Origin of the sequence: Pseudomonas sp. Yb2C2 (assembly GCF_052112325.1) — a bacterium.
Taxonomy (GTDB): Bacteria; Pseudomonadota; Gammaproteobacteria; order Pseudomonadales; family Pseudomonadaceae; genus Aquipseudomonas; species Aquipseudomonas marginalis.
The window spans coordinates 423997-449030 of the sequence record NZ_JAVAJK010000001.1; the positions used below are offsets into that span (position 1 = coordinate 423997).

The window sequence follows — 25034 nt, forward strand, 5'->3', positions numbered from 1 at the left end:
TACCAGTCGCTAAAGGAATACCCATGAACTTGAGAACGTTGCGCACGTTCGTCGAAGTGGTGCGCCAGGGCGGATTCTCCCAGGCCGCCGACGTGGTGGCCTTGACCCAATCCACGGTGAGCAAGGCGGTCAAGACCCTGGAGGAAGAACTCGGCATGCCGCTGCTCGATCGCCTGGGTCACCGCAACGAACTCACCGCTGCGGGTGAGATCGCCTACCGCCGCGCCCTGGTACTGCTCGCCGAACACCATGACCTGGTCGCCGAGATCAACGACCTGCGCGGCCTCAAGCGCGGCGTGTTGCGCATCGGCCTGCCACCGGTGGGGTGCGGGGTGTTGTTTGCGACGATGTTTGCCACCTATCGCAGTCGTTATCCGGACATCGACATCGAACTCACCGAATACGGTAGCAAGAGATTGCGCGAGTGCCTGGAAGCGGGGGAGGTCGACCTCGCTGCGTTGCTGCTGCCGGTGGATGCAGGTTTCGATTATCAGCCCGTGCGCAACGAACCGCTGATGGCCGTACTGCCCAAGGGCCACCCCCTGGCCCAGCGTCAACGCATCGACTTCGCCGACCTGGCGGACTCGCCGTTCATCCTGTTCGAAGCCGGCTTCGCCCTGAACGCCAAGATCCTCGCCGCCTGCGAGCGCAAAGGCGTGATACCCCGCGTGGCGGCGCGCAGCGGGCAGATCGACTTCATCGTCGACCTGGTCGCCGCCGGCCTCGGCGTCGCCTTCCTGCCCCGCATGCTGGCGCACAAGCATCAACACGCAGGCATCGCCCTGATCCCTCTCGACGAACCCCACACCGACTGGCACATCGCCCTGGCCTGGCGCGCCAGCGCCCACCTGCCACCCGCCGTGCGCGCCTGGCTGGACCTGGCCAAGGAGCAGCAGCTTTCAGCCGGTCATCCGGATTAATCGTCCAGGCCGTCAGGGAAAGCTTGACTTCTCCTTTTCAATCAGTAACATACGGCGCATTCCGCGATAGCTCAGTTGGTAGAGCAAATGACTGTTAATCATTGGGTCCCTGGTTCGAGTCCAGGTCGTGGAGCCAGATAGGGAAAAGCCTGCAGCGATGCAGGCTTTTTTTTGCCTTGGATTTTTCCGGGGTGATCAAAGCGCACAGCGTGACCCGCATGAATGCATCTCAAATCCTACGATTCCGAGGTCAATATCATGAAAGTCACTGCGGTCGTTTCAACCAAAGGCGGGCCGGGTAAAACCACGGTTGGCGTCAATCTGGGCGCGTTCTGCGCCGATGCAGGGATCCGTACCCTGCTCATCGATCTGGACAATCAGCCGTCGCTGTCGTCGTTCTATGCGCTATCGCATGAGGCGCGCGGTGGAACCTATCAACTGATCGCGAACAACGAGGCCCGGGCCGACCAGGCTATTTCGCACACCTGCATTCCTAATCTCTCACTGATCCATTCCAATGGTTCGTTCAATCAGCTGACGCCACCGCTTACATCCGGTGATGCTCCAGCAAGAAGTCTACGAACAATCGCACCCGCGCCGGCATTGCCGAGCCGCCTACGAACACCGCATGAATCGGTTCCCGGTCGCCGGGGTTCCAGGCTTCCAGCAGCGGTATCAGGTCACCGCGCTGCAGATCCTCGCTCACGCTGAACTCGCCGATACGCGCAATGCCCGCACCTACTCGCGCAAGTTGTGCCAGCGCTTCACCACTGCTGCATTCGATGTTGCCGCAGACCTTCAGGGAGAACTCTCTTGCGTCGCGGATGAACGGCCAGTTGGGTTCGGCACGCCGGAAGTTGAAGCGCAGGCAGTTATGCCGTAGCAGGTCTTCCGGTTCGCGAGGGATGCCGTGGCGTTGCAGATACTCGGGCGATGCCACCACTACCTGGCCGGTGTCGCCGATCCTGCGCGCGGTCAGCGGGCTGTCGGGCAGATGGCCAAAACGTACCGCCACATCGGCCTGGCCGCCGAGAATATCGACCACTTCGTCCCCGAGGGTGAGGTCGACCAAGATGTTCGGATGGCGGGCGCTGAATGCCGCCACCAAGGGAACGATGGCCAGCCGCCCGTGGCCAAGGGCGGCACTGACCCGCAATCGGCCCCTGGGTACGCCCTGGTCGGTGATGGCTTCTTCCACCTCGGCCATATCGGCCAGGATACGCCGGGCGCCGCGCAGGAAAGCCTCGCCCTCGGCAGTGAAGCTGATCGCTCGGGTGGTGCGCAACAGCAGTCGGGTGCCAAGGCGCTGTTCGGTACGCGCGATGATCCGACTGACCGCCGAGGGTGTGAGCCCTAATGCACGCGCGGCAGCCGATAGGCTGCCTTCCTGCGCCACGGTGGCGAACACGAGCATGTCACCGGATCTGCCGTTGAAGTCCATTTGTGCCCCTTACGCATAGGTGATTGCCAAAAATGCTATCTACCGCCTTAAAACGCTGGATCGTAGCATTGGCGGCATAGATAAGGAGCCTTCCATGCGTATCAATCCACCACTTGTCGCACTTGCCATAGGTGCCTTTGGCATCGGTGTTACCGAGTTCGCCCCCATGGGCATGTTGCCGGGCATCGCTGCGGATCTCGGCGTTTCTATTCCCGCTGCGGGACTGTTGGTCAGTGCTTACGCCTTGGGTGTACTGCTCGGCGCGCCGCTGATGACCCTGACTACCGGCAGGATCCCCCGGCGCTATCTGCTGATCGGACTCATGGCGATTTTCACCCTGGGTAATCTGATGTCAGCCCTGGCGACCGATTACTACAGCCTCATGATCGCCAGGGTGGTGACCTCACTGAACCACGGTGCGTTCTTTGGCGTTGGCTCTATCGTTGCTGCCAGCGTGGTCGCCCCTGAGAAACGTGCCGGAGCGGTCGCGGCAATGTTTATGGGCCTCACCCTGGCGACCATTGGCGGTGTGCCGCTGGCCGCCTGGTTTGGCGAAATGTTCGGTTGGCGCACTGCATTCTGGGGCATTACCGGCCTCGGCGTGGTCGCCATGGCCGCGTTATGGTTCGCCCTGCCCAACCTGAAGGCGCCGCCAGGCGTCGGTGTAATGGCCGAAATTCGGGTACTGGGCCGTGGCCCGGTGCTGGGCGCGTTGGCCCTCACGGTAGTCGGCTCGGGCGCAATGTTTACCGTCTTCACCTACATCGCGCCGATCCTTAGCAGCGAGACCCACGCGTCCACCGCCTACATAACCGCCATGCTGGTTCTGTTCGGTGTGGGCCTGACACTGGGCAACATGTGGGGCGGCAAGGCCGCCGACCGCTCGATAGATCGCACACTGATCGTTTCGCTGAGCGTGCTGATTCTCGTGTTGCTGGCGTTTACGGTACTGATGCGTTGGCCGCTGCCGGCGGCCGTTGCCATCCTGATATGGGGTATCGCCAGTTTCGCCTTGGTGCCGCCGCTACAGATGCGCGTCATGGAAGCTGCCAAGGACGCGCCCAATCTGGCCTCGGCGGTGAACATCGGTGCGTTTAACTTCGGCAATGCGATTGGTGCGGCACTGGGCGGTGCGGTGATCAATGCAGGGCTAGGTTATCCGGCGATTTCCCTGGCTGGAGCGGCAGTGGCGGGGCTAGGGCTGCTGATGGTGCTGGGATTTGCCTGGCGTTCCAGAAAGATTGCAACTGCATTGGTGTGAGCTTGATGGGAGAGCCAGTCACTCAGTTGCTCCGTGACTTCCATTGTGATTTTGGCATGACCAAATTGGATGGCTGAATCGCCGAGTAACACACGCTTTGCTTGCCCGCGGGAGTACTTGGAGTGGAGCCCAATATAGCGTTTGAACAAGGAGTCTAAGGTCAGCGCTTACACCCTCTATCTTCCTCCCATGACGCCTCATTAATGAACGTAGCCTGGCAGGCTGGAGATGTCTACGGTGCCGGGGCGATTCAGAATGCTTGAATGAATCCCCCTCACAGCGACGTGAGGGCCGTCTTCATAGAGGTGCTGAGCCGCGTTTACATTCGAGGCTTTCACCTAAGCCACGGATCATCTCCATCAATGCCTTCACCCGCAGCGGCAAGTTTCCGGCCGGGTATACCGCGTGCATCTGTGGGCTCTCACCGCTGCTGGAGGTGAGCTTGTACTCAGGACACACCCGGAGCAGGCGCCCAGTTTCCACTTCGGGTTCCGCCATCCAATCCGCCAGGCGGGCGATCCCGACGCCCGCCAGGGCTGCCTGGAATACCGCCAGGCCGGAGCTGAACCGAAATTTTGGATGAACCCGAAAGCTGATGGCCTGCTCCTCGCTGCGAAAATTCCACTCCTTGAGAATCCGCGGCGCCGTATGCAGGATCAGCGAATGCGACTCCAGTGTCTCGATGGAGTCGGGCATGCCGTTGCGCTCCAGGTAGCCGGGGCTGGCATACAGGTAACGTGAGTAACTCCAGAGCGCAAAGCCGATCAAGTCGCTGGATTGTGGAAACGCACCGCGAATCGAGAAGTCCAGCTTGCTCTTGGCCGGGTCGATGATCTCATCGGTGAAAATCACATCGATGTTAACGTCTGGATAACGCTCGCAGTATTGCGCGATCAACCGGGGCAATACCCCGTGTCCGAGCACCTCGGGGGCGGAAAAACGGATCCAGCCGGAGGCCAGGCCGCTGAGACCGGCCAGGTCTTCATCCACCTCACGTTGCAGATCGAGCATTTTGTACGCGTGGGGCAATAAGCATTCGCCCGCTTCGGTCAAGCTCACGGCATTGGACGAGCGATTGAACAACTTGAGCCCCACACTTTCCTCCAGGGCTTGAACGGCACGGGTCAGTGCGCTGGGGGAGCGCCCCAGCGTCCGTGCCGCGGCGACGAAGCTGCGCTTGCGAGCCACGGTCGCGAAGGCTTCAAGTTCCCCCAACATATTCAATGCCACTTTCCACCTCATTGCATTTTTCACAACGCGGCATTGCAACACAAAAAAGGCCCTTCCGTTAACCTTCCCGTTCAACCCACAAGGATGGTGCAAACAGGAGCGCAAGGACGTGTCGAAGCTGGATGAAGTAATCGGGAAAGCCGCAGCGTGTATTGATGAAGTCATTCATGAAAGGCTGGAAAAAAAATCAGTGACTTCGACCCGACGGGAGATACCGCAAATTCATCTGTCGCTGGAAGAACAACGCACACTTCAGGCCGGGCTGGCATCGCTGGACGTGACCGATAGCGCCTCGGGTATCCGCCGCATGCCGGTCCTGGGGCGGTTGCTGGAAAGTGTCCTGGGCACCGAGAAAATCCAGCAGCTGCGCAATTTTCCACAGGCCCGTGACGTGGCGATGATCGTCAGGGGGCTGCCGCTGGACCCGCAACTGCCTGCCACGCCCTATGACCTGGAGCCGGGTATCGAGAACCTGTCGATTCTGGCCGGGGCTATTTTGTCCGTGCTGCACACTCTGCAAACCCGTCCGCTGGCGTACGAGGGCGAAAGCACCGACACCGTGTTCCGTCACGTATCGCCCAAGCGCAAGCGAGAGACCGAAAAGAGCTCCTATGGCTCTCGCGCGGATCTGGACATGCATGTCGACAACCCTCACCTGCCTTTGACCTGCGAACCCGTCTCGCAGTTGTCGGCCTGTCCGGAGTACCTGTCCCTGACCGGCCTGCGCTGCGAGCTCGAGGTGCCGACGCGCATCGTCGCCATTGACGAGGTGCTGGCCATTCTGCCGGCCTACGTCGAAGAAGAACTGTCACGACCGAACTTCACCGTTCGCCGACCGGCCTCCTTCGGCAAGCAGGGGAATGTGCTGGAAAACGTCCCCTTGCTCTACAGAAGCGCAACCGATGGCTTGTATTGCCGCTATAACAAAGCGAGTGTCGAAGCGACCTGCGCCCCTGCGCAGTTTGCCCTCCAGCTGTTTGCCGCCGCCGCCAATCATCCCGATGTCGTGCACCACATCATGCTGCAACCAGGGGACATGCTGATCTTCAAGAACCAGCAAACCCTGCATGCCCGGGATGGTTTTACCCCCCGCTACGACGGCCGTGATCGCTGGATGTTGCGTGTCTTCGGGGTCAATGATCCGGCACGCGTGGTACCGCTGGACCCTCATCAACCCTACATAGTCAGAGCCTGATTTCATGGTCGATATTGTCATCCTTTGCGTGTTCGCCTTCGCCGCCGGTCTGATCGATGCGGCGGTGGGCGGCGGCGGACTGATTCAGATTCCCGCGCTATTCAACGTGCTACCCACCGCTCAACCGGCGGCGCTGCTGGGTACCAATAAGGTCGCGGCCGCCTGCGGTACCGCATTCGCGGCCCGGTCCTTCGTGCGCAAGGTGGTGATCGACTGGGGGCTTGTGATCCCCGCCGCCTGCGCGGCCTTTGTCATGGCCTTCTTCGGAGCCGCCACGGTGTCGTTCGTACCCCAGTCGATGATCCGGCCGGCGGTGCTGGTGTTGATTGTGCTGATGGCGATCTACACCTTCTGGAAAAAAGATTTCGGTGCCCTGCACAAACCCCTGCGCATCGGTACCAAGGAAAAACTGCTGGCGATCGTCATCGGCGGCGCCATCGGTTTCTACGATGGTCTGTTCGGTCCCGGCACTGGCAGCTTCCTGATCTTCCTGTTTATCCGCTGCTTCGCCTTCGACTTTCTCCATGCCTCGGCATCGGCCAAGCTAGTGAACATCGCGACCAACGTAGCGGCACTGATATTCTTCATTCCGACGGGTAACGTGCTCTACCTGATCGCAATCCCCATGGCGGCATTCAACATCCTGGGCGCGCTCACCGGCACCTGGCTGGCGGTTCATAAAGGCGTGCCCTTTGTCCGGGCTCTATTCCTGGTGTTACTGGTGATTCTGATCAGCAAGCTGTCCTACGACCTGTTCCTGTAAACCAGAGGAAAACTACATGCATCCCATGTTTGATCGCCTCGTGGCACTACTCGATGCCCGCTCTGCGTCCTACCGGGTGTTGATGCACGATGCCGAGGGCCAGTCGGCGCGCGTCGCCGAAATCCGTGGCACCGAGCCCGGCCAAGGCGCGAAGGCCATGCTTTGCGCCCTCAAGGGTCAGGCCGGCCCCTATGCACTGGTGATACTGCCGGGCGACCAGAAGCTGGACATGAAGAAAGTCGGAGCGGCCCTGGGCGGGAAAAAAGCCGAGCTGGTGAAGGCCGAAACCGCCATGGAACTGACCGGGTGCCGGATCGGCGCCATCCCTCCTTTTGTTTTCGATGAGCGGATTCAATTGATCGTCGATCCGGCCTTGACCACAGGCTACGCCGAAATAGCCTTCAACGCGGGGCGGCTGGATGCGTCGATGGTGCTCGATACGCAGGACTATCTGGCGATCGCCATGCCTCGATTGCTGGATATCAGCCAGGCCTGAGCAGGCGTTTTCACAGACGCTGCAAAAAAACGGATAGCCGCCTTGGCCTGTTATGCACTGTAACTGGCCGGTCTTCAGGCTCGAACGACGGGTCGGTCACGTCATTTCCAGAGCACCCTCATCAGGCATGAACCGGTGCGCTCATTCCCTGGCGTAGATTTGCGGGAATTCGTCGGGACCAGGCCGTCCTTTAGTCCATCCACCGTGCAGGTATTGCAGTCTGTGTCTATGCTGCAGTATGGGCGTCGAGACCCGCTACGAACCTGTCTCGACGCCGCACTCTCGCTGTCCGCAGTCCGGATTTTCACCATTACAGCATCAAAACAGCACAGCGGAATGTGCGTGAGCATGAGCTTGAACGCCTGAGCGATTCAGCCACTTATCGAATAGGGAAATAGGCTTGATGTGTCGGTAAAAAAAATTCTTTGCGTGGTCGGAACGCGTCCCGAAGCGATCAAAATGACCCCGGTCATTCTGGCCTTGAAGCAGCAGGGCTGGGTCGATGTGCGTGTGGTCGCCACGGCACAGCATCGCGACATGCTGGATCAGGTCCTGGCGTTTTTCGGCATCGAGCCCGATATCGACTTGGACGTCATGCGACCCAATCAAACCTTGGCCACCCTGACCGGGCAGTTATTGCTCAAGCTGGATGTTGTCCTGCTCGAAGAACGGCCCGATGCGGTTCTGGTGCAAGGCGATACCACCACGGTGATGGCCTGTGCCCTGGCCTGTTTTTATCGGCGTATACCGGTGGGGCATATTGAGGCCGGCCTGCGCACGTGGGATCTGCAGCATCCGTTCCCCGAGGAAGCCAACCGGGTCATTGCCGGTAAATTAGCGCACTGGCACTTCGCGGCAACGCAAGGCACTCGGCAAAACCTGCTGAAAGAAGGCGTAGCCAGTGGGGACATTTTCGTCACGGGCAACACGGTGATCGATGCCCTGCTCATGACCGCGGCCAGTGAGGTGGAGATCGGCTTTGATCTTGATCCGAGCAAGCGCCTGGTGCTGGTGACGGCCCATCGCAGGGAGCATTTTGGCGCGCCGTTTCTCGACATCTGCCGAGCGCTGCGCACCCTTGCCGAGAACAACCCTGGGGTTCAGTTTCTCTACCCTGTGCACCCGAACCCGAATATCCAGGACGTCGCCCAGGCGTGCCTGGCAGGTATACCGAACTTCAGGCTGTGCGCGCCGCTGGGTTACGCGGCGTTCATCGCCGCCATGAAAGCGGCGTATTTCATCCTGACCGACTCGGGAGGCGTCCAGGAAGAGGCGCCGGCGCTGGGTAAGCCGGTGCTGGTCATGCGGGATGAAACCGAGCGCCCGGAAGCGGTGGAGCAGGGCAGCGTCAAGCTGGTGGGGGCCAACTATGAACGTATCATCGAGCAGGCGCAGCGCCTGCTTGACGATGAATCGGCCTACCGTGGCATGGTACGAGGTGTTTCGCCCTACGGCGATGGGCAGGCTGCAGGGCGTATCGTGAAGGTCCTGCGCGAGCACTTTTCTTGAAGCGCCTGGTATTTCTCTCGCCGTTGCCCTGGCACAGCTTCGCCCAGCGGCCGCACAAGTTTGTCAATTGGGTGCACAGCCGCACAGGGGCGTCGGTGCTCTGGGTCGATCCTTATCCCACGCGGCTGCCCAGATGGAGCGATCTCAAGGCGGCTGCGCCCTGCGCGCAAACGAGTCCACCCAGTGGTACGCCGCCATGGCTCACGTTGATCAAGCCTGGCGGTCTACCGATAGAACCTCTACCGGGCTCGGGCTGGGTGAACCGCTTTTGCTGGCGGCATGCATTGAGCAGGATCGATCAATTCACCCACGCCTCCCCAGCCTTGCTCGTGGTCGGCAAGCCCTCGGTCCTGGCACATCTGTTGTTGCAGCGGCTTCGTCACTGCGCGTCCTTGTATGACGCGATGGACGATTTCCCGGCGTTTTATACCGGCCTCTCGCGATCGGCCCTGGCGCGCCGTGAGCGGCTGATCGCCCAGCGCGTGGACGTCATCTGGACGTCGAGTTCCGTGCTCGACGCGCAGTGGCGGCGTTATCGCAACGAGGTGTGCCTGGTGCTGAACGGCCTGGACTTGGCGGCGATCTCTGCCGTAAAGCGGGCGTCGACGTCATCGAGTCGAAAGGTTTTTGGCTACGTGGGCACCCTGGCCACCTGGTTTGACTGGGCCTGGATGGCGGCTTTGGCCGAAGCCAGGCCCAACGATGAAATTCGTTTGATGGGGCCGATCTTCGGCGCCGTGCCCGCGCACTTGCCTAGCAACGTAGTGGTGTTGCCTGCCGATAATCATGGCGCGGCGTTGGCCGCCATGGCCGAGTTCGACGTGGGCTTGATTCCTTTCAAAAAGACCCTGCTCACCGCGTCGGTCGATCCGATCAAGTACTACGAATACCGCGGCCTGGCATTGCCGGTGATCTCGACTGACTTCGGCGAGATGCATGGCCGTTCAGGGCTGCCGGGTGTATTCATCAGTCACTCGCACAGCGATATTGCCGGGCTGGCCGAGGCCGCCTTGCAGTGTGAGCGCAATGCGGATCAAGCCCGTGCATTTGCACTGCAACACTCATGGGAAGCGCGTTTTGATGCCGCCACGCTTCATCCATGACTGCGACGTGATCGTCGTCAACTACAACGTCGGCACGCTGCTCGGCGAATGCGTGGCGTCGGCCTTCAGGGAAGGCGCGCGGCGGGTGATTGTGGTGGACAACGCCTCGAGTGACGGCAGCCTGGCGTACCTGGATGGGTGCCTGGCCGATACGCGCCTGAGCATCATCCGGAATCAGCGGAATATGGGCTTTGCCTCGGCCTGTAATACCGGTGTGGGGGTGTCGAGTGCCGGCGCATTGTTGTTCCTGAACCCGGATTGTGTCCTGCTGCCGGGCTCATTGCAGGGCATGATGGAAGCGCTGCACGCGGATGCCGCCACGGGCATGGTGGGGGGCTTTCTATGCAACCCCGATGGGTCCGAACAGCCGGGCGGGCGTCGGGTGTTTCCGACCCCCAGGAGAGCATTCGTCCGGGCTTTTGGCTTATCGCGCCTGGATGGAGTGTTTCCCACGCTGTGCGCCGACTTCCTGTTGCATCGTGAGCCGCTGCCCACCGAGCCCGCCGCGGTGGAAGCCATTTCCGGTGCCTGCATGCTGGTCAAGCGTGAAGCGTTGAAGTCTGTGGGCCTCTGGGACGAAGGCTATTTTCTGCATTGCGAGGATCTGGACTGGTGCATGCGCTTCAAGCTGAAACAGTGGCGCGTCGTGTTTGTTCCACAGGCGCGCGTCATGCACTGGCGGGGCGCCTGTAGCCGGAATCGACCGTTTTTTGTCGAGTGGCACAAACACCGAGGGATGGTGCGGTTCTACGCAAAGTTCTTCAGGGTCAACTACCCCAAGGGGTTGTGGTGGTGGGTGGTCCTGGGGGTGTGGCTGCGCTTCGGTTTGGTCTGCATCTACCATGGATTCAATTGGTTGCTGGGACGATCCCGGGGTGGGCATGCCTGAGGTCACGGTCGGTGTGCTGGGGGCCAGTAGCCTGGTAGGCCGCTGCCTGCTTGCGTTGCTTGTGCGCGAACAGTTCAAGGTCGTCGCTTTTTCCCGCCAGCCCCGGCACGGCAGCGACAGTGACACGGTCAGTTGGCAACGGCTTTCTGAGACGGGTGTAAGCGCGTATGCCGCGCCGATTCCCTACTGGATCTGCGTGGCACCGATTTGGACGCTGCCGCAGCATTTTGCGCTGCTGCAGGCCTGCGGAGCGCGCAAAGTCGTGGCCTTGTCTTCCACCAGTCGCTTTAGCAAAAGCCACTCCGTCGACTCCGCAGAGCGGCGCCTCGCCAACCTGTTGGGCGATGCCGAGGCGCGTGTTGAGCAGTGGGCGCAGGACCACGGGGTGCACTGGGGCATCCTGCGTCCGACCTTGATCTACGGTCAGGGCCGCGACAAAAACATCACCGAGATCGCACGCTTTATTCGGCGCTTCGGCTTTTTCCCGCTGTTGGGTGGCGCGATGGGGCTGCGTCAACCCGTGCATGCCGAGGATGTGGCGAGCGCCTGTGTGCGTGCGTTGCAGGCACCCCAGGTGTGCCGCCATGCCTACAACCTCAGCGGCGCAGAAACATTGCCCTATCGGGAGATGGTCTCCCGCGTGTTCACCGCGCAGAAGCGCCGCCCGCGTTTTCTCACGGTGCCGCTCTGGGTGTTCCGGATGACGTTGTGGCTGTTGCGAGTACTGCCACGCTACCGCCATTGGTCGGCGGCGATGGCGCAGCGCATGAACCAGGACCTGGTGTTCGAGCATACCGAGGCTGCCCGTGATCTTGGCTTCGCGCCCAGGGGGTTTTTATTGTCACAGGACGACCTGCGTTAGTTACTCATATTCATGGGGCTCCCACGGGCCCCACTTGGCTTCATAGATCGCCTTGTTGCGCTCGAACAGGGCTTGGCGTTCATCCTGGTTCATGAGCGCGAACGATGCCGAAAGCTGGTGATGGATAAACACATCGCGGGCGCAGGCATTCACCAGGCCGGCGTGTTCGACACGTCGGCAGTAGTCGTCATCCTCGAAGAATCCACGGCCATAGACCTCGTCGAGCGGGCCGATTCGCGTGTAGGTACTGCGCGGCATCATCACGCAGAAGAACGCCAGGGTCGGCAGCCGGACCACCTCGCCAAGGTGGCGGCAGGTAAAGCGCCGAGCCGCTTGTGGCATGTCTGCGAGGTTGGTGTAGTCGATGTCGATCCTGGCCTGGTTGCCGATGTTGTTGGTCACCGGGCCAATCAGGCCAAGCTCGGGATTGCGTTGTAAATGCCGGCGCAAGGTACTCGCCCAGCCGCTGGTAACCTGCGTGTCGTTATTGAGCAGCACCAGGTACTCACCGTTGGCGATCGCCAGGCCCTGGTTGTTCGCGGCGGCGAAACCGCGGTTGTCGGTGTTGAGTACGATCGTCTGGCCGCTGTCGGCCGCCCATTGCGAGAGAAATTCAGCGGTGCCGTCACTGGATGCGTTGTCCACCACGATGATTTCCAGTTCAGGCCCCTCGCTGTCGTGCTCGAGGCTGTCCAGGCACGCCCGCGTCAGCGCCAGGTTGTTGTAGGTCACGACGATCACGCTGATGCGTGCCGCGTGGTCGCGGCGTTCGGCCAGGGTGATGAGCGCATCGGCGCGGTGTGTCCAGGTTTGCCGGGCAGCGAACGCCTGACGCTGGGCAATCTGTTCGGTCGTCGCTGGCAGCAATGCCCGCGTGATTGCGGCAATGAACGCCGGGCCGTCGCGGCCAACCTGCACCAGGGAGCCGAATTGTTGCATTTCTGGCAGGTCGACCGAGACCACCGGTTTCCCGGCACTCAGGTACTCGTAGACCTTGACCGGGTTGGTAGCGAGCGTCAGTGCCGTGATGTGAAACGGCACGATGCCCACATCGAAGCCATGCAGGTAATAGGGCAGGGTGGCATAGGGCACTTCGCCGGTGAATTCTACGTTCGCATAGCCACTCAATTGCGCCCGCGCGCCCACCGTATCGGCGCCGATCAGCAGCACCACATGCTGTGGAAACGCCTCGGCGATGCGGGCGACGAGTGCCTGGTCGAACCAGTGTGCAACGGCGCCGTAGTAGCCAATCACCTTACGTTGCAAGCGATCCCGGTAGATCGAGACAGGTGGGGTGCAGAACTGGGTGAAGTCGGCGGCATTGCGCAGGATGGCGCGAGTTTCATTGGCCTGGGCCGGCCATTGCTCGGCCAACCAATCGGAGGTGAACAGCCGAACGTCCGCGTTGCGCACCAGCCGTTGCTCCAGCTGCAGGATGCTTGGGCCGTTGTCGCCGAAGCCTTGATGATGGTCCATGCAATCGTAGATCAATCGGCTGTTGGGTAATTCACCGGCGATGTCGCACCAGAAAGGGTGCTGCACCAGTGAAATGACCCGGGCTGAGCCGGCCCAGAGGAGTACCTCGCCAATACTGCAGCACAACTGCCGAACCTGCGCGGCGTCAGGTGCTGCGGTGTAGATCAGCGGTGCACCACGGGCGAACAGCTTGACCTGGAACAACCGCTGCGTCTGGTCCAGCGACTCGAGTTCAAAGCCGGCCTGGGGGGCGTGTATCAACGAGGCCGATACGTAGATGACCCGCCGCCCGGTGGCGCTCAGCGCCTGGGCCAGTTGCTGCGGGCGCTGGTGGCGCAAGTCCCAGTCGATAGCGCCCCAGATAATGTAATCCGCCAGTCCGGCCTGTTGTGGCTGAGGCGCAGGCTGAGACGACGGCGCTGGGTCGGCGAAGGTTTTCATCGGTTGCAGTACGCCGCGCAATGCGCGCGCAGCGGGCAGCAGTGCACGTCGGTAGATGACTGCCAGGAGTTTTTTCGCGCTGGCCGGCAACGGCAGCCGGTGATACACCGCGCGCCAGCGCTGCCGGCCAGATGGGCGTCGCTCGATCAGCATGGGCGGGGCGACCTCATCCTGACGTTTTCGGCGATGCGGCGACCACCACAAAGTCGCTTTTCAGCGTGCCCGACTCGATCAGCCCGTCTTCGATGTCGAACAACATCTGCAGCACCCTGAGGGACTGCGGGTTGTCCGCGGTGAAGTTGCCGGCGATACCGTGCAGCAGAAACTGCAGCAGCGAACCGCCGCAGAGGTTCAGCGCACGCACATCAAAGTGCTCCTGCACCACCTGCAGAATATCTGCCGAACGCACGGCTTCCGACGGGTCGACTTTCACCACCTCGGCGGGGTCGGGCAGTGGCACGACCTGTTGAACCTGGCCGTATGAACCCTTCACGAATGAGCGGCGCAAATGCTCGGGAATCAAGCCGAACGCATGGCTGATGGCCGCCCTTTGCTGGGCATCAAAGGCAAAGTGATTGGCCCCGACATATTCATTGAAAAACAGCCAGCCGCCGGGTTTCAGGCTATGGCGAACCCGCTGGCAGACCACTTCCAGCTCGCGGATATGGTGCAGTGAGCCATTGAACCAGACTGCGTCGTAGTGATTGCCTGGCAGGTCAGTGCGTTCGATATCACACAGGGAGTACTGGATCGTCGACGCGCCCATCGCCAGCGCCTCGGCTCTGGCCACCTCGAGGGCGGCAGGCGCTATATCCACGCCGTCACAGTGCTCGAACGCCTTGAGCCTGTAGAGTTCGCGCTCCAGGGTGCCGGTGCCGCAGCCGATGCTCAGCATCCGTGTGCCTGGCGCCGGGTTGCCGAGAAACTCCTTCAGGCAGTACTGCACCCAGCCCGGATGGCCGCTGCCCGCCGTTGCCTTGTGCTGATGGCGGCGTTGTACGGTCGGTACCGCCAGCCAATAGACATCCGCAGAAAAGGCGTCGGAGCCGGCCATGTTTTCTGACCAGTGATCCGCTGTGACTTGCTTGTCGGCGCCGATCCCTTCGCGCTTGCCGTTGAGCTTGTGCATGATTCGCTTGAACACGGTGTCTTCCTTTGGTTGGTCAAGGGTTACCCGATTTGCGCTGCGGTTCAGGGCGCGTCCATGTGCCCCATTTGCTTTCAAAGTACGCCTGGTTCTTGTCCCACAGCGCTTGATACTCGCCGCTGGCAATCAGCTTCTTGAAGGACGCCTGCCCGTAGTGGTGGATAAAGGCATCCTCGGCACACACGGTCCTGAGGCCGGCCGCCTGGATGCGCCGGCTGTAGTCATCGTCTTCGAACATGCCGATGCCGAACGCCTCATCCAGCCAACCGATGCGTTCCAGCACCTCGCGGCGCATGGCCACGCAGAACATGGCGAGCATGCTGATATCGAAGGTGCGACCGCGATGCCGCGCGACGTGTTGATCGGCGAAGGCCTCCATGTGTTCGAGGCCGACGTAGTCGACGAGCACTTTCGCTTCGTTGCCTACCGAGTTGGTCATCGGGCCGACCAGGCCAATCTGCGGGTCTTGCAGGTGGCGCAGCAACGGGTCGACCCAGCCCTTGGGCACCACGGTATCGTTGTTGAGCAGCACCAGGTATTCCCCGGCCGCCAGGCGCAGCCCCTGGTTATTCGCGGCGGCGAAGCCCAGGTTGCGGTCATTGAGCACCAGGGTGACGTTCGCGTGGGTGCGGCCCAGGTAACGCAGGTAGTTGCGCGTGTCGTCCGAGGACGCATTGTCGACAATGATCAGTTCGTAATCGGGGTACGTGGTGTTGCGCAACAGGCTTTGGATGCAGCCCTGGGTCAGTTCGACATTGTTATAGGTGACGATCACGATCGACACTTTCGGGTGCAAGGACTTCAGCGCACTGAGGTTGGCGTCGAAGCGGTGGCGCCAGTCATTGGCGCTGGCGAGTGCCACGCGCCGGCTGGCGGCCTGGGTATCGGTTTCGTTCAGGGCGCGCTCGATCTGCTCGATGAAGGCCTGCGGTTCGCTGGCGAAATACACGAAATCCGCGTAGATCTGCATTTCTTCCAGTGGCACCGACACCACCGGTTTGCCCGCGCTGATGAATTCGTAGAACTTCACCGGGTCGACCGCATGGGTCACGTTATACAGGCGAAACGGGATCAGGCAGACATTGAAGTGGTAGAGGTACAACGGCATCTGTGCATAGGGCTTCCTGCCGAGTAAATGCACATTGGGCAGGCGGTCCAGCCCGGCCAGGTCCTTGACGAAAATGTCGCCGATCAACACAAAGTTCCAGTCCGGCCGCAGCCGGGCGATGCCCGCGATCAAGGGCAAATCGACCCATTCGGCCAGGGCACCGTAGAAGCCGATCAGCGGCCGCTCGATCTCCGCCATCAAGGGGTTGGGCACACAATTGCGCTCGAAGAACTCGACATCCACGCCATTGCGCAGCAACAGGCAGTTGCGGCTCATCGCGGCCCATTTTTCCTGCAGCAGGGCGGCGGTGACCGTCACCAGGTCGGCGTCTCGGACCAGGGTGTGTTCTTCCTCCAGCAACGTCGCGCCGATCCCCGGAAAGCCCACCCAGTCATCCATGCAGTCGTACTGGATTTTCCAGCCGTGGGTGCCGCGCAACCGATACGCGAGCGCAGACCAGAACGCCAGGTGCACCACGCTGACTGCGGTTTTTATGCGCCAATCCTTGGCCAGCGCATCGATTGCGTTGGCGTAGGTTTGCAGGTGTTTTTCCAACATGCGCTGGGTGTAGCAGTCTACGAACTCGTCGCGCTGCAATGTCACCTCGAATACCCCGGGTGCCACTTCCAAGGTGCTGTAGGCCTGGCCAGGCTCGGCGCTGCGGGAGGGCATGATGTAGAACACGCGGTGGCCGTGACGGGCGAACTGGCTCATCAACTGCTGGGGCCGCTGGAAGCGTGCGGCCCAGTCGATGTTGGCGAAGCAGAGGATGTCGAAGCGCGCCTCTGGTGATGCTGAATCAGCCGATGGCGACAGTGTTTTTTTCGATGCAGTGTGCAACGGCAGATATTGCCCGTGCAGGAAGTCGGGCGTGTCGGCTTCTGTGTGCGGCGCCCGATACCTCAACCAATGCAGCAGCGCCCGCAAGGGCTTGGTGATCCGCCACGAGCGGGTATTTTTCAACATGGCGATGTAGGCCAGCGCCGCGTCTCGCTCCCTGATGGCCGCATCGCGTTCCATGCGAACGCTTTCGCGCTCAAGGGTGGCCAGAGTGTCCTTATCCATGATGCCGTCCTTCATGAAAACCTTGTGTTGTGCTGTTCGCCGTAAGCGTGCAGAGGTGTCGGGTCGTTGTCCGGCCACATCGAGCTGGTAGAGCCGGGGCGGTAAAACGTCACCGTCACGCTGCGCCTGGAAGAACGACAACCCTCGACCACCCGTGAAACCGCATGCCAGGAGTTGTCGGCGCGCACCAGAATCGCCGAGTTGCCGACCTCGGGCGTCACTTGCGCGACGATATCGGTGGGCCTGGCAGAGCCGAGGATCTGCAGGCAGCCGCCATCGGCGGGGTCCCAGGTCTGATTGAAGTACAAAATGTGCGTGACCAGTTTGTCGTCCAGGTCCGGGTGCGGCCCGAGGTTGGCCCCGGGGCCGTAGTGGAACAGGTTGGCCTCCATGGGGACCTCGGTCACGTCCACCCCGGTCAGCGCGGAGAGGGCCTGGCGGTACTGCGGCGAACAGAGGCTGTGGGCCAGTGCCAGCCATTGCGGGCTCAAGGCTTGTGGATTGACCACTTCGTGGCTGCCCATGGCGATCAATTGCCGCGCCTCGTATTCGTAGTCCTTGGCCCCGCCGTAGCCGGAGACCGTCTTGAAGTGGTCGTGCGGGTAGGTTTCGGCCAGCGCCTTGGCATCGTCGGGGGTGTAGAGCGCACCGATTTGCGCCCAGGAAAAAGGCACGGTCTGCAGGCGGTGGGCCGTCAGTTTGCTCAGGTCAATCATGTCGAAGGGCTCCCAGCCATTTGTTCAGGGTTCGGCGCAGATGGCGCAATGGCGCCGTCAGCTTGAACGAGTTGGAGCGGTACAGCGTTTCCAGTGCCTGTTGATGTTGCTCGCGTTCGTGTTGCCGCTCGGCGGCCTGGCTTTCGAGGAGTGAGTGCAGGTCTTCGAGAACACCCGGCAAGGCTTGCCAGTAGCGGTTGAGCGCGGGCTGCGTGGGCCTGCGACCTTCGCGGATCAACTCGGCCACGCGGTCCCAATGTGCGTCGATCTGTACCATCGCGTCGGCGGTCACCTGGGACACCGGTTGCTTGCCCAGCTGTGCGCGAAACCACTGCGGATCAATCGGTTGGTCCCGGCGTAATTGGAATATTCGTCCATGGCTCGGCAGCGCAGTGTATTTGCCGGTGCCCAGGTCCGCCGAGCAGAAGATCGGCACACCAAAGGCCAATGCACTGATCGCCAGGTGGTAGCTGTGTCCGATTACTCCTTCGGCATGGGCGAGCAGTTCTGCCAGCAGCAGGGGCTCTGGCCAGAAGGGCAGGCAACGCGCGCGCGCAAGGCCGTCGCCCAGTACGGATTCGTGATCACCCAGTACTGGCCCTATGGGCAGCAGCAGCAGTTGCACGTCCTCGAACTGCCCGGCATGGGTTTGCCACAGCTGCAGGAAGCTGTTCAACCCCCACATCGCATGCACCACCAGATAGGGTTGGGTCAGGCCGGCGCTGCTGCACAGCTCCAGGAACGGGGCAGAAGGCGATTGAGGGTCGAGCAGGCGTGGCAGGCCAAAGGCCGTGTCGGGAAGCACCTCGACCTGGGCCGTCGGTGACAGTTGGGCCAGGGCCGATTGGGACAGCGCATCGCGTACCCTGATGTGCGGGCTGTGTTCGAGGGTCAGTTGCACCAGTGGTGCGGCCCACGGCGGGATGTCGTTGCAATGCATGCCCGGCGCATTCCAGATCAACGGGATGCCATGTTGCAGCGCGATCAGCGCGGGCGTCAGCCAGTAGCCGGTGGGGTGGTGAATGGCAGCATCCGGGGGGTAATAACCGCTTGCCACCAGCTTGTCGAAACGCACAATGAAACCACCGCCGATCAATACTCCATCCAACTGACCGGTGATGTCCGGCAAACGGCTCAGTGAGGTGACCTCGTACGGCCATTCGGACGGCGTTTTCCCGTGATAGGAAAACCGGTGCAGCGTTATCGTGCCCAGGCGCCGGGTCAATTCCGCCTCGGCGAGGATGGGAAACAGCAAGTCGCCATAATTGGCGACATCGAATGTGCCGAAGATCCCGACCTGCCACTCTCGGCTCATTGCAGCACCCCCGGTTCATTCGTGTGAGGGGCAGGACCGGCCTCTATTCCCAGATCGACGAAACCAAGGAATTCCCGGGGGCCCGGCAAGGTGTCGAACGCCAGCAGCGCGACCTGCTTCTCGATAAGCTGCGCGGTTTCTTCGAGGTGGCCATTCATCAGTTTCAGCGTGATGTGGTACTTGCCCGCCGCAAGGTTGGCGGGGAAGCGGACGTTGAGCGTCGCCTTGCGCCAGCCCTCGCGCGCTGCCTCCAGGTGCAGCGGCAGGTTGGCGCCGCCGATCACCAGCAGCCGCGCCTCCTGGATCGTCACGCTGAGGGTCGGCAGCTCGATGCTTTCGCGTACCCGGGTTTCGATGCGCAGCTGGATGGTCTCGCCATACACAAAGCTTGAATACAGGCTGTCCGTGTTGGTAAAGCAGGCCGCAACGATATGCCCCTCATCGGTGCCAAAGGCGATGCCAGCCTGTTGGGCAAGGAACGCCTTGGGGGCGACCGCCACCGCGCCGCCGCTGGCCCAGCGACGCTGTTCGTCACGCATCTCCAGCAGGTAGAGTTCGGCCATTTCTTCGGGAGAGCCACTGGCACGCACCTGGCCTTCGCGCAGGTAAATCACTCGATTGCAAAAGCGCTTGACCATGGCCATGTCATGGGACACGAACAGCAGCGTCGTGCCTTGCTGGGTGAGTGCTTCCAGCCGATTGAGGCACTTGAACTGGAAGGACGCGTCGCCCACTGCCAGGGCTTCATCGACGATCAGGATGTCGGGGTCCACGCACACCGCGACGGCGAAGGCCAGTCGCACCAGCATGCCGCTTGAGTAGGTCTTGGTGGGTTGGTCGATGAAGTCGCCAATATTGGCAAAGTCGGTGATCTGGGCAAAACGGGCGTCGATTTCCGCGTGACTGAGCCCCAATACCGCACCGTTCATATAGACGTTTTCACGCCCGGTGAAATCGTGATTGAAGCCCGAGCCCAGCTCCAGCAACGCCGCCACGCGGCCATGGCTCTCAATGCTGCCGGAGGTGGCACTGAGCGTGCCGCAGATCAGTTGCAGCAGCGTCGATTTGCCGCTGCCGTTGCGACCGATGATCCCTACCGTTTCACCTTTGCACAGTTGCAGCGACACGTCCCGCAGTGCCCAGAATTCTCGATAGAACTGCTTTTGCCCGCGAGACAACAGCTGCCACAGGCGATCCCTGGGCGTGTCGTAGATGTGATAGCTCTTACTCAGGTGGGCCGTTTGTACGGCGATGTCAGAGCACATCGGCAAATCCTTTGCGGGTTTTCTGGAACCAGGTGAACCCCAGCCAGGCGATACCCCCGGCCACCAGCAGGCCGCAGGCCCAGGTGAAAGGGTCCGGTATCACGCCCCAGAACAGCACGTCACGGGCCTGTTCGACCACCAGGGTGAGCGGGTTGAGGTGAAGGATGCCCTGGTAGGCCGGCGGAAATGCGCTGGTCGGGTAAAAAATCGCCGAGACAAACATCAATGCCGTGGTCAGCACGCCCACCACCTGGCCGACATCACGCAGGTAAACCCCCAGCGCTGCCAATAGCCAGGTGACTCCCAGTGTGAAGAGCGCCAGTGGCAATAACACCAGGGGCAGCAACACACTGGTCAGGGGCGGCCAGCCGAAAAACACCAGGTGGAAGACCAGCCAGATCACCAGGCTGGCCAGGGTGTGGAACAACACGGCGCCCAGCACCACCCACGGCAGGATCTCGAGGGGGAACACGACTTTCTTGACGTAGTTGGCATTGGCGATGATCAGGCCCGGCGCACGCCCCACGCATTCGGCGAACACGTTGAACACCCGCAGGCCGGCAAATACCAGCAGCGCGAACTCGGTGCGCGAACCGTCGCCCGCGGGCCAGCGCAGCTTGAACATCACGCTGAACACGAAGGTGTAGACCAGCAACATGAATAGCGGGTTAAGGAACGACCACAACAGCCCCATGATGGAGCCTCGATAACGCCCAATCACTTCCCGCTGGACCATGGAAAACAACAACTCCCTGTGTCGCCACGGGCTGGAAAACATCCCTGCCCGCGCGTTTGTTTCACTCATGCAGCGATTCCCATTGCCAGTGCAGTGCGCCCATGAGTCTAGTCAACAATTGTCGTTTCGCTATGTGGCGTTGAGTGATTGTTCGACCTAGGGGGATGCTCATTGCGTCAGCCTGTCTGCACGCAATCACAGCAGCGGATAAATTTTTTTGCTGGCGCTGCTTGAAATTTTTTCCCCTGAACCTACTTAGGTTTTACGCGATGCCGAATACGGGTCGCGTGTCAAATCACTTGGAGAAAACTCAGGAGATTTTGCAATGGCTACTACTCTTTCGTTGGCCCCACTGTTCCGTCATTCCGTCGGCTTTGACCGCTTCAATGACCTTTTTGAATCGGCGCTTCGCAGCGAGGCCGGTACCACCTACCCACCTCACAACGTCGAGAAGCACGGTGAAGATCACTACCGGATCGTCATCGCGGCGGCAGGCCTGGTGGAGGATGACCTGGAGATCCAGGTGGAAAAAGGCGTGTTGACCGTCGCCGGCGGCAAGCGCGAACACGATGAGGGCATCACCTACCTGCACCAGGGCATCGCCCAGCGCGCGTTCCGTTTGTCGTTCCGCCTGGTCGACCACATTGAAGTGCAGGGCGCACAACTCGCCAACGGGTTGCTGAGCATCGACCTGCTCAGGGTGGTACCGGAGGAAGCCAAGCCTAAGCGCATTGCTATTGGCGGTGCTGCCAAGGCCGAGGTGAAATCCATCAGCGAGCAGTAAGGCTGGAATGAATAAAGGCGCTCTTCGGAGCGCCTTTATTCGTAGCGTTCATATTATAGCGAGGGAACATTTCTCCCTCTAGACTCATGCCCCGCCCGCCCCTCACGCCCCTCCCACTTGGCAATCACCAACGGCGCCAGCGCATTGCCCAGCACATTCAGCGCCGTGGTCGGCATCTCCATCAAGCGATACACCCCAGCGATAAACGCGATGCCTTCCAACGGCAAACCCGCGCTGGCCAGGGTGGCCGAGAGGATCACGAACATGAATCCCGGTACTCCGGCGGCCCCCTTGGAGGTGAGCACCATGGTCACCACCAGCAAGGCCTGATCGCCCAGGCTCAGGTCGATGCCGTACAACTGCGCGACGAACAGGGTGCCGATGCCGAGGAACAGGGAAGCGCCGTCGAGGTTGAACGAGTAACCCACCGGCACCACAAAGCTCACCAGCGAAGGAGGTACGCCGTAGGTTTCGAGTTTTTTCATCAGTTGCGGCATCACCGCCGCCGAGCTGGCGGTGGAGAAGGCCAGCACCAGCTCATCCTTGATATGGCGCATCAGCGCGAACAGGTTGATCCCGCACACGCGCGCCACCAGGTTGAGCACCACCAGCACAAAGAACGCGATGGCCACATAGCTGACCATGATCAGCTTGGCCAACGGCAGCAATGAGCTGAAGCCGAAGTTGGCCACGGTCACGGCGATCATGCCGAACACGCCGATGGGCGAGTAGGCCATGATCATCGAGGTGACCTTGAACATCGCGTCGCTGACCCCGCGCAGCAGCGCGATCACCGGGTCCTTGCGCTCGGCGGGCAGGCGCGCCACGCCCAGGCCGAACATCACCGCAAAAAACAGCACCGACAACAGGCTGCCCTGGGCCATGGCGTTGACCACGTTGTCGGGGATGATGCCGACGATGATCTGCCCCAGGCTATGACCGGCGCCGTTGCTGGTGGGCAGGGTGATATTCGCCGCGTGCAGGCTGGACAGTTCAGTGCCGGCGCCGGGCTTGAGCAGGTTGCCCATGACCAGGCCGATGATGATCGCCAGGGTGGTGATGCAGAAAAAATAGCCCAGGGATTTGACCCCGATACGGCCCAGGGATTTGCCGTCACCGTGGCCGGCAATGCCCACCACCATGCAGGCAAACACGATAGGCACCACGATCATCTTCATCAGCTTGATAAAGATATCGCCCGCCGGTTGCAGGAGATTGTCCACCAGCCACGGTCGGGACTCGGGAAAGCGGTGCAGCAGGGCACCAATGGCGATACCGGCGAGCAAGCCGATCATGATTTGCCAGACCAGCGCGATACGGGGCGTGTGCATGGGAATGCCTCATTTGAGATCAATGATTTTTAAGTTGTTGTTCTAGGCAGTCAAAAGGCGACCGTCCGCTGGTCGCCGGGTGTTACGGGTGGCCGTCAGCGCAGGTCATGGCATGCGTCTTTGAGGCGACGGCACCCTTCTTCGATCACGTCCAGGGCGCTTGCGAACGACAGGCGCACATACGGCGACATGCCGTAGGCCGCGCCGCTGACCGTGGCCAGGCCGTAGTCGCGCAGCAGGTAGTCCACCAGTTGGGTGTCGTTGTCGAGGCGATCACCCTGGGGGGTGAGCTTGCCCATCAGGCCGCTGACGTTGGCGAACACATAAAACGCGCCATCGGGCGGGATGATGCCCAGGCCTGGAATACCCGCCAGTCGCTCCAGCATCAGGGCACGACGCTGCCGGTATTCTTCGCGCATCGCCGCAATAGGCGCCTGGTCACCGGCGAATGCAGCCACGGCGGCGGCCTGGCTCACTGAGCTGGGGCAGGTAGTGGTCTGCGACAGCAGCTTGGCGATGGCCGCGATCAGCCACGCCGGCCCGGCGCCAAAGCCCAGGCGCCAACCGGTCATCGCATAGCCCTTGGACGCGCCGTTGACGATCAGCGTGCGTGGCTTGAGGTCGAGCGCCAGGCGTGTCAGCGGCACATGTTGGGCATCGCCGTAGACGAAGTGTTCGTAGATCTCATCGGCCATGACCAGCACATGGGGGTGGCGGCGCAGCACCTGCGCCAGGGCCAGCAGCTCGGCTTCGCTGTACACCGCGCCGCTGGGGTTGTTCGGGCTGTTGAGGATCACCCATTTGGTGCGTGGGGTGATCGCCTCTTCGAGGGCGTCGGGCGACAGCTTGAAACCCAGGCTTTCATCGCCCGGGATGATCACCGGCGTGGCGTCGTTGAGCCGTGCGATGTCCGGATACGACACCCAATACGGCGTGTGCACGATGACTTCATCGCCGCGATTCAAGGTGGCGGCCAACGCGTGATAAATGATGTGCTTGCCGCCGCAACCGGCGACGACTTCGTCCAGGCCATACACCAGATCATTGTCGCGCTGCAGTTTCAGGCAGATGGCCTGGCGCAGGGCAAGAGTGCCGGTGGTGGCGGTGTAATGGGTGTCACCGCTGTGCATCGCCAGGCTGGCGGCCTCGAGAATGTGCGCCGGGGTGTCGAAGTCCGGCTCGCCCACGGTGAAGTTGACGATGTCGCGGCCCTGGGCGCGCAACTCGGTGACCAGGGCGTTGGCGGCGATGCTGGGGGAGGGTGCGATGCCCAGGACGCGGTCCGACAAAAATGCAGTGCTCATCTCGGACTCCTTCACGCCAGGCCGGCGTTGTTGAGGGCCTTGTCGATCCAGCTCTGGCGCACCGCACCGCTGGCGATCTCTGCCTTGACCGCTTCTTCATGTTCGGCATGTTGTGCGGCACGGCGCAGCACTTCGGCGGCGTCGGCCTGGGAGAACGCGACCAGGCCGTCTTCATCACCCACCAGCAGGTCGCCGGGGTTGATCACCATGCCGCCGATGGACACCGGCACGTTCACTTCGCCGGGGCCGGTCTTGTACGGGCCGGTATGCACCACGGCGCGGGCGTAGCAGGGGGTGTGCTCAAAGCTGGCGACATCGCGAATCGCGCCGTCGATCACAAACCCCACGCAACCGCGCTGTTGGGCATACAGCTTGATCAACTCGCCGATCACCGCGTTGTTGGTGTCGCCCTGGCCGTCCACCACCAGCACATGGCCGGGTTGCAGCAGGCTCATGGCCTTGTAGATCAGCAGGTTGTCACCGGGGCGGGTCTTGACCGTGATTGCCGTGCCCACCAGCTTGCCGCTGCGGTTGTAGCGGGTCAGGCCACGGGCGCCGATATGGCGGCCGAGGTTGTCGCTGATATGCGGGGTGACGACATGGGCAAACGCCTCGACCAGTTCGGCCGGCGCCATGGGCGCGTTGGGAAGGATGCGTGAACCGGGCAAGGACATGGC

22 protein-coding genes, 1 tRNA gene and 1 pseudogene are annotated in these 25034 nt (G+C 61.5%); 12 read left to right on the forward strand and 12 right to left on the reverse strand.

The genetic code is table 11. The features are described from left to right. Positions 1 to 23 precede the first annotated feature (23 nt). From Q8X51_RS01945 to Q8X51_RS01955, 3 genes and pseudogenes are all read left to right on the forward strand, one after another. Positions 24 to 920: a LysR family transcriptional regulator gene (locus tag Q8X51_RS01945; RefSeq protein ID WP_065923909.1), complete on the forward strand. Its 897-nt coding sequence runs from the start codon at positions 24 to 26 to the stop codon at positions 918 to 920. Positions 921 to 980: 60 nt separating this feature from the next. Then, a tRNA-Asn gene (locus Q8X51_RS01950) sits at positions 981 to 1056 on the forward strand. A gap of 122 nt (positions 1057 to 1178) precedes the next feature. Further along, positions 1179 to 1406, forward strand: a pseudogene (locus tag Q8X51_RS01955) (ParA family protein); the annotation flags it as partial. A gap of 61 nt (positions 1407 to 1467) precedes the next feature. Here Q8X51_RS01955 and Q8X51_RS01960 read toward each other — a convergent pair. Beyond that, the gene (locus Q8X51_RS01960; protein WP_407693456.1) at positions 1468 to 2361 is read right to left on the reverse strand and encodes a LysR family transcriptional regulator; all 894 of its coding nucleotides are present in this window, start codon (positions 2359 to 2361) and stop codon (positions 1468 to 1470) included. 94 nt (positions 2362 to 2455) lie between these two features. Between Q8X51_RS01960 and Q8X51_RS01965 the strand changes: the two genes are divergently transcribed. Then, complete coding sequence (locus tag Q8X51_RS01965) at positions 2456 to 3622, forward strand: MFS transporter (RefSeq protein WP_027603979.1); 1167 nt, start codon at positions 2456 to 2458, stop codon at positions 3620 to 3622. Positions 3623 to 3919: 297 nt separating this feature from the next. Here Q8X51_RS01965 and Q8X51_RS01970 read toward each other — a convergent pair whose 3' ends face one another. Next, complete coding sequence (locus tag Q8X51_RS01970) at positions 3920 to 4852, reverse strand: LysR family transcriptional regulator (protein ID WP_065947611.1); 933 nt, start codon at positions 4850 to 4852, stop codon at positions 3920 to 3922. 109 nt (positions 4853 to 4961) lie between these two features. Here Q8X51_RS01970 and Q8X51_RS01975 point away from each other — a divergent pair, with 109 nt between their 5' ends. The 7 genes from Q8X51_RS01975 to Q8X51_RS02005 all read left to right on the forward strand — a co-directional run bounded on the left by Q8X51_RS01975 (position 4962) and on the right by Q8X51_RS02005 (position 11669). Then, entirely contained in the window at positions 4962 to 6047 is a 1086-nt protein-coding gene (locus Q8X51_RS01975) for a TauD/TfdA family dioxygenase (protein WP_065923906.1), read from the forward strand. A 4-nt stretch (positions 6048 to 6051) separates the two neighbouring features. Next, a complete protein-coding gene (locus Q8X51_RS01980) occupies positions 6052 to 6810 on the forward strand; it encodes a sulfite exporter TauE/SafE family protein (protein ID WP_323147023.1) in 759 nt (252 codons plus the stop codon). A 16-nt stretch (positions 6811 to 6826) separates the two neighbouring features. Next, on the forward strand, positions 6827 to 7306 hold the full coding sequence (locus tag Q8X51_RS01985) for a YbaK/prolyl-tRNA synthetase associated domain-containing protein (RefSeq protein ID WP_027603983.1): 480 nt from the start codon (positions 6827 to 6829) through the stop codon (positions 7304 to 7306). A 405-nt stretch (positions 7307 to 7711) separates the two neighbouring features. Continuing rightward, positions 7712 to 8815, forward strand: coding sequence for a non-hydrolyzing UDP-N-acetylglucosamine 2-epimerase (gene wecB / locus Q8X51_RS01990; RefSeq protein ID WP_407693457.1), 1104 nt, complete (start codon positions 7712 to 7714; stop codon positions 8813 to 8815). A 284-nt stretch (positions 8816 to 9099) separates the two neighbouring features. Next, the gene (locus tag Q8X51_RS01995) at positions 9100 to 9918 is read left to right on the forward strand and encodes a glycosyl transferase (protein WP_407693458.1); all 819 of its coding nucleotides are present in this window, start codon (positions 9100 to 9102) and stop codon (positions 9916 to 9918) included. Continuing rightward, positions 9896 to 10807: a glycosyltransferase family 2 protein gene (locus Q8X51_RS02000; RefSeq protein WP_315872329.1), complete on the forward strand. Its 912-nt coding sequence runs from the start codon at positions 9896 to 9898 to the stop codon at positions 10805 to 10807. The genes Q8X51_RS01995 and Q8X51_RS02000 overlap by 23 nt, the downstream gene beginning before the upstream one ends. After that, entirely contained in the window at positions 10800 to 11669 is an 870-nt protein-coding gene (locus Q8X51_RS02005) for an NAD(P)H-binding protein (protein WP_065947614.1), read from the forward strand. Before Q8X51_RS02000 ends, Q8X51_RS02005 begins: the two co-directional genes overlap by 8 nt. On the opposite strand, the gene Q8X51_RS02010 is transcribed toward Q8X51_RS02005, so the two are convergent. From Q8X51_RS02010 to Q8X51_RS02040, 7 genes are read right to left on the reverse strand one after another with little or no spacing between them, the layout of a single operon-like run. Further along, the gene (locus Q8X51_RS02010) at positions 11670 to 13739 is read right to left on the reverse strand and encodes a glycosyltransferase (RefSeq protein WP_407693459.1); all 2070 of its coding nucleotides are present in this window, start codon (positions 13737 to 13739) and stop codon (positions 11670 to 11672) included. A gap of 13 nt (positions 13740 to 13752) precedes the next feature. Continuing rightward, the gene (locus Q8X51_RS02015; RefSeq protein ID WP_315872327.1) at positions 13753 to 14730 is read right to left on the reverse strand and encodes a class I SAM-dependent methyltransferase; all 978 of its coding nucleotides are present in this window, start codon (positions 14728 to 14730) and stop codon (positions 13753 to 13755) included. 19 nt (positions 14731 to 14749) lie between these two features. Beyond that, complete coding sequence (locus Q8X51_RS02020; RefSeq protein ID WP_407693460.1) at positions 14750 to 16906, reverse strand: glycosyltransferase; 2157 nt, start codon at positions 16904 to 16906, stop codon at positions 14750 to 14752. A gap of 11 nt (positions 16907 to 16917) precedes the next feature. Continuing rightward, entirely contained in the window at positions 16918 to 17622 is a 705-nt protein-coding gene (locus Q8X51_RS02025) for a 2OG-Fe(II) oxygenase family protein (protein WP_065923900.1), read from the reverse strand. Beyond that, on the reverse strand, positions 17615 to 18937 hold the full coding sequence (locus tag Q8X51_RS02030) for a polysaccharide pyruvyl transferase family protein (protein ID WP_407693461.1): 1323 nt from the start codon (positions 18935 to 18937) through the stop codon (positions 17615 to 17617). The genes Q8X51_RS02025 and Q8X51_RS02030 overlap by 8 nt, the downstream gene beginning before the upstream one ends. After that, positions 18934 to 20202, reverse strand: a complete 1269-nt coding sequence (locus Q8X51_RS02035; RefSeq protein ID WP_407693462.1) for an ABC transporter ATP-binding protein — start codon at positions 20200 to 20202, stop codon at positions 18934 to 18936. Before Q8X51_RS02035 ends, Q8X51_RS02030 begins: the two co-directional genes overlap by 4 nt. Then, entirely contained in the window at positions 20192 to 21007 is an 816-nt protein-coding gene (locus Q8X51_RS02040; RefSeq protein WP_407693463.1) for an ABC transporter permease, read from the reverse strand. The genes Q8X51_RS02035 and Q8X51_RS02040 overlap by 11 nt, the downstream gene beginning before the upstream one ends. A 256-nt stretch (positions 21008 to 21263) precedes the next feature. Here Q8X51_RS02040 and Q8X51_RS02045 point away from each other — a divergent pair, with 256 nt between their 5' ends. Beyond that, a complete protein-coding gene (locus Q8X51_RS02045) occupies positions 21264 to 21722 on the forward strand; it encodes an Hsp20 family protein (RefSeq protein WP_027603994.1) in 459 nt (152 codons plus the stop codon). Between the two features lie 53 nt (positions 21723 to 21775). Here the strand turns inward: Q8X51_RS02045 and Q8X51_RS02050 are convergent, their stop codons facing one another. From Q8X51_RS02050 to Q8X51_RS02060, 3 genes are all read right to left on the reverse strand, one after another. Further along, positions 21776 to 23053 carry a cation:dicarboxylate symporter family transporter gene (locus tag Q8X51_RS02050; protein WP_407693464.1) on the reverse strand — a complete coding sequence of 426 codons (1278 nt, stop codon included), beginning with the start codon at positions 23051 to 23053 and terminating at the stop codon, positions 21776 to 21778. A gap of 95 nt (positions 23054 to 23148) precedes the next feature. Then, positions 23149 to 24357: a pyridoxal phosphate-dependent aminotransferase gene (locus tag Q8X51_RS02055; protein WP_407693465.1), complete on the reverse strand. Its 1209-nt coding sequence runs from the start codon at positions 24355 to 24357 to the stop codon at positions 23149 to 23151. An 11-nt stretch (positions 24358 to 24368) separates the two neighbouring features. Continuing rightward, a complete protein-coding gene (locus tag Q8X51_RS02060) occupies positions 24369 to 25031 on the reverse strand; it encodes an RraA family protein (RefSeq protein WP_065947622.1) in 663 nt (220 codons plus the stop codon). Positions 25032 to 25034 lie beyond the last annotated feature (3 nt).

Excerpts from the sequence above, each read along its gene's own strand:
- Q8X51_RS01945 (WP_065923909.1), top strand. The coding sequence starts at position 24 with ATGAACTTGAGAACGTTGCGCACGTTCGTCGAAGTGGTGCGCCAGGGC.
- Q8X51_RS01960 (WP_407693456.1), bottom strand. The coding sequence starts at position 2,361 with ATGGACTTCAACGGCAGATCCGGTGACATGCTCGTGTTCGCCACCGTG.
- Q8X51_RS01965 (WP_027603979.1), top strand. The coding sequence starts at position 2,456 with ATGCGTATCAATCCACCACTTGTCGCACTTGCCATAGGTGCCTTTGGC.
- Q8X51_RS01980 (WP_323147023.1), top strand. The coding sequence starts at position 6,052 with ATGGTCGATATTGTCATCCTTTGCGTGTTCGCCTTCGCCGCCGGTCTG.
- Q8X51_RS01985 (WP_027603983.1), top strand. The coding sequence starts at position 6,827 with ATGCATCCCATGTTTGATCGCCTCGTGGCACTACTCGATGCCCGCTCT.
- Q8X51_RS02000 (WP_315872329.1), top strand. The coding sequence starts at position 9,896 with ATGCCGCCACGCTTCATCCATGACTGCGACGTGATCGTCGTCAACTAC.
- Q8X51_RS02005 (WP_065947614.1), top strand. The coding sequence starts at position 10,800 with ATGCCTGAGGTCACGGTCGGTGTGCTGGGGGCCAGTAGCCTGGTAGGC.
- Q8X51_RS02010 (WP_407693459.1), bottom strand. The coding sequence starts at position 13,739 with ATGCTGATCGAGCGACGCCCATCTGGCCGGCAGCGCTGGCGCGCGGTG.
- Q8X51_RS02020 (WP_407693460.1), bottom strand. The coding sequence starts at position 16,906 with ATGGATAAGGACACTCTGGCCACCCTTGAGCGCGAAAGCGTTCGCATG.
- Q8X51_RS02025 (WP_065923900.1), bottom strand. The coding sequence starts at position 17,622 with ATGATTGACCTGAGCAAACTGACGGCCCACCGCCTGCAGACCGTGCCT.
- Q8X51_RS02030 (WP_407693461.1), bottom strand. The coding sequence starts at position 18,937 with ATGAGCCGAGAGTGGCAGGTCGGGATCTTCGGCACATTCGATGTCGCC.
- Q8X51_RS02035 (WP_407693462.1), bottom strand. The coding sequence starts at position 20,202 with ATGTGCTCTGACATCGCCGTACAAACGGCCCACCTGAGTAAGAGCTAT.
- Q8X51_RS02040 (WP_407693463.1), bottom strand. The coding sequence starts at position 21,007 with ATGAGTGAAACAAACGCGCGGGCAGGGATGTTTTCCAGCCCGTGGCGA.
- Q8X51_RS02045 (WP_027603994.1), top strand. The coding sequence starts at position 21,264 with ATGGCTACTACTCTTTCGTTGGCCCCACTGTTCCGTCATTCCGTCGGC.
- Q8X51_RS02050 (WP_407693464.1), bottom strand. The coding sequence starts at position 23,053 with ATGCACACGCCCCGTATCGCGCTGGTCTGGCAAATCATGATCGGCTTG.
- Q8X51_RS02055 (WP_407693465.1), bottom strand. The coding sequence starts at position 24,357 with ATGAGCACTGCATTTTTGTCGGACCGCGTCCTGGGCATCGCACCCTCC.
- Q8X51_RS02060 (WP_065947622.1), bottom strand. The coding sequence starts at position 25,031 with ATGTCCTTGCCCGGTTCACGCATCCTTCCCAACGCGCCCATGGCGCCG.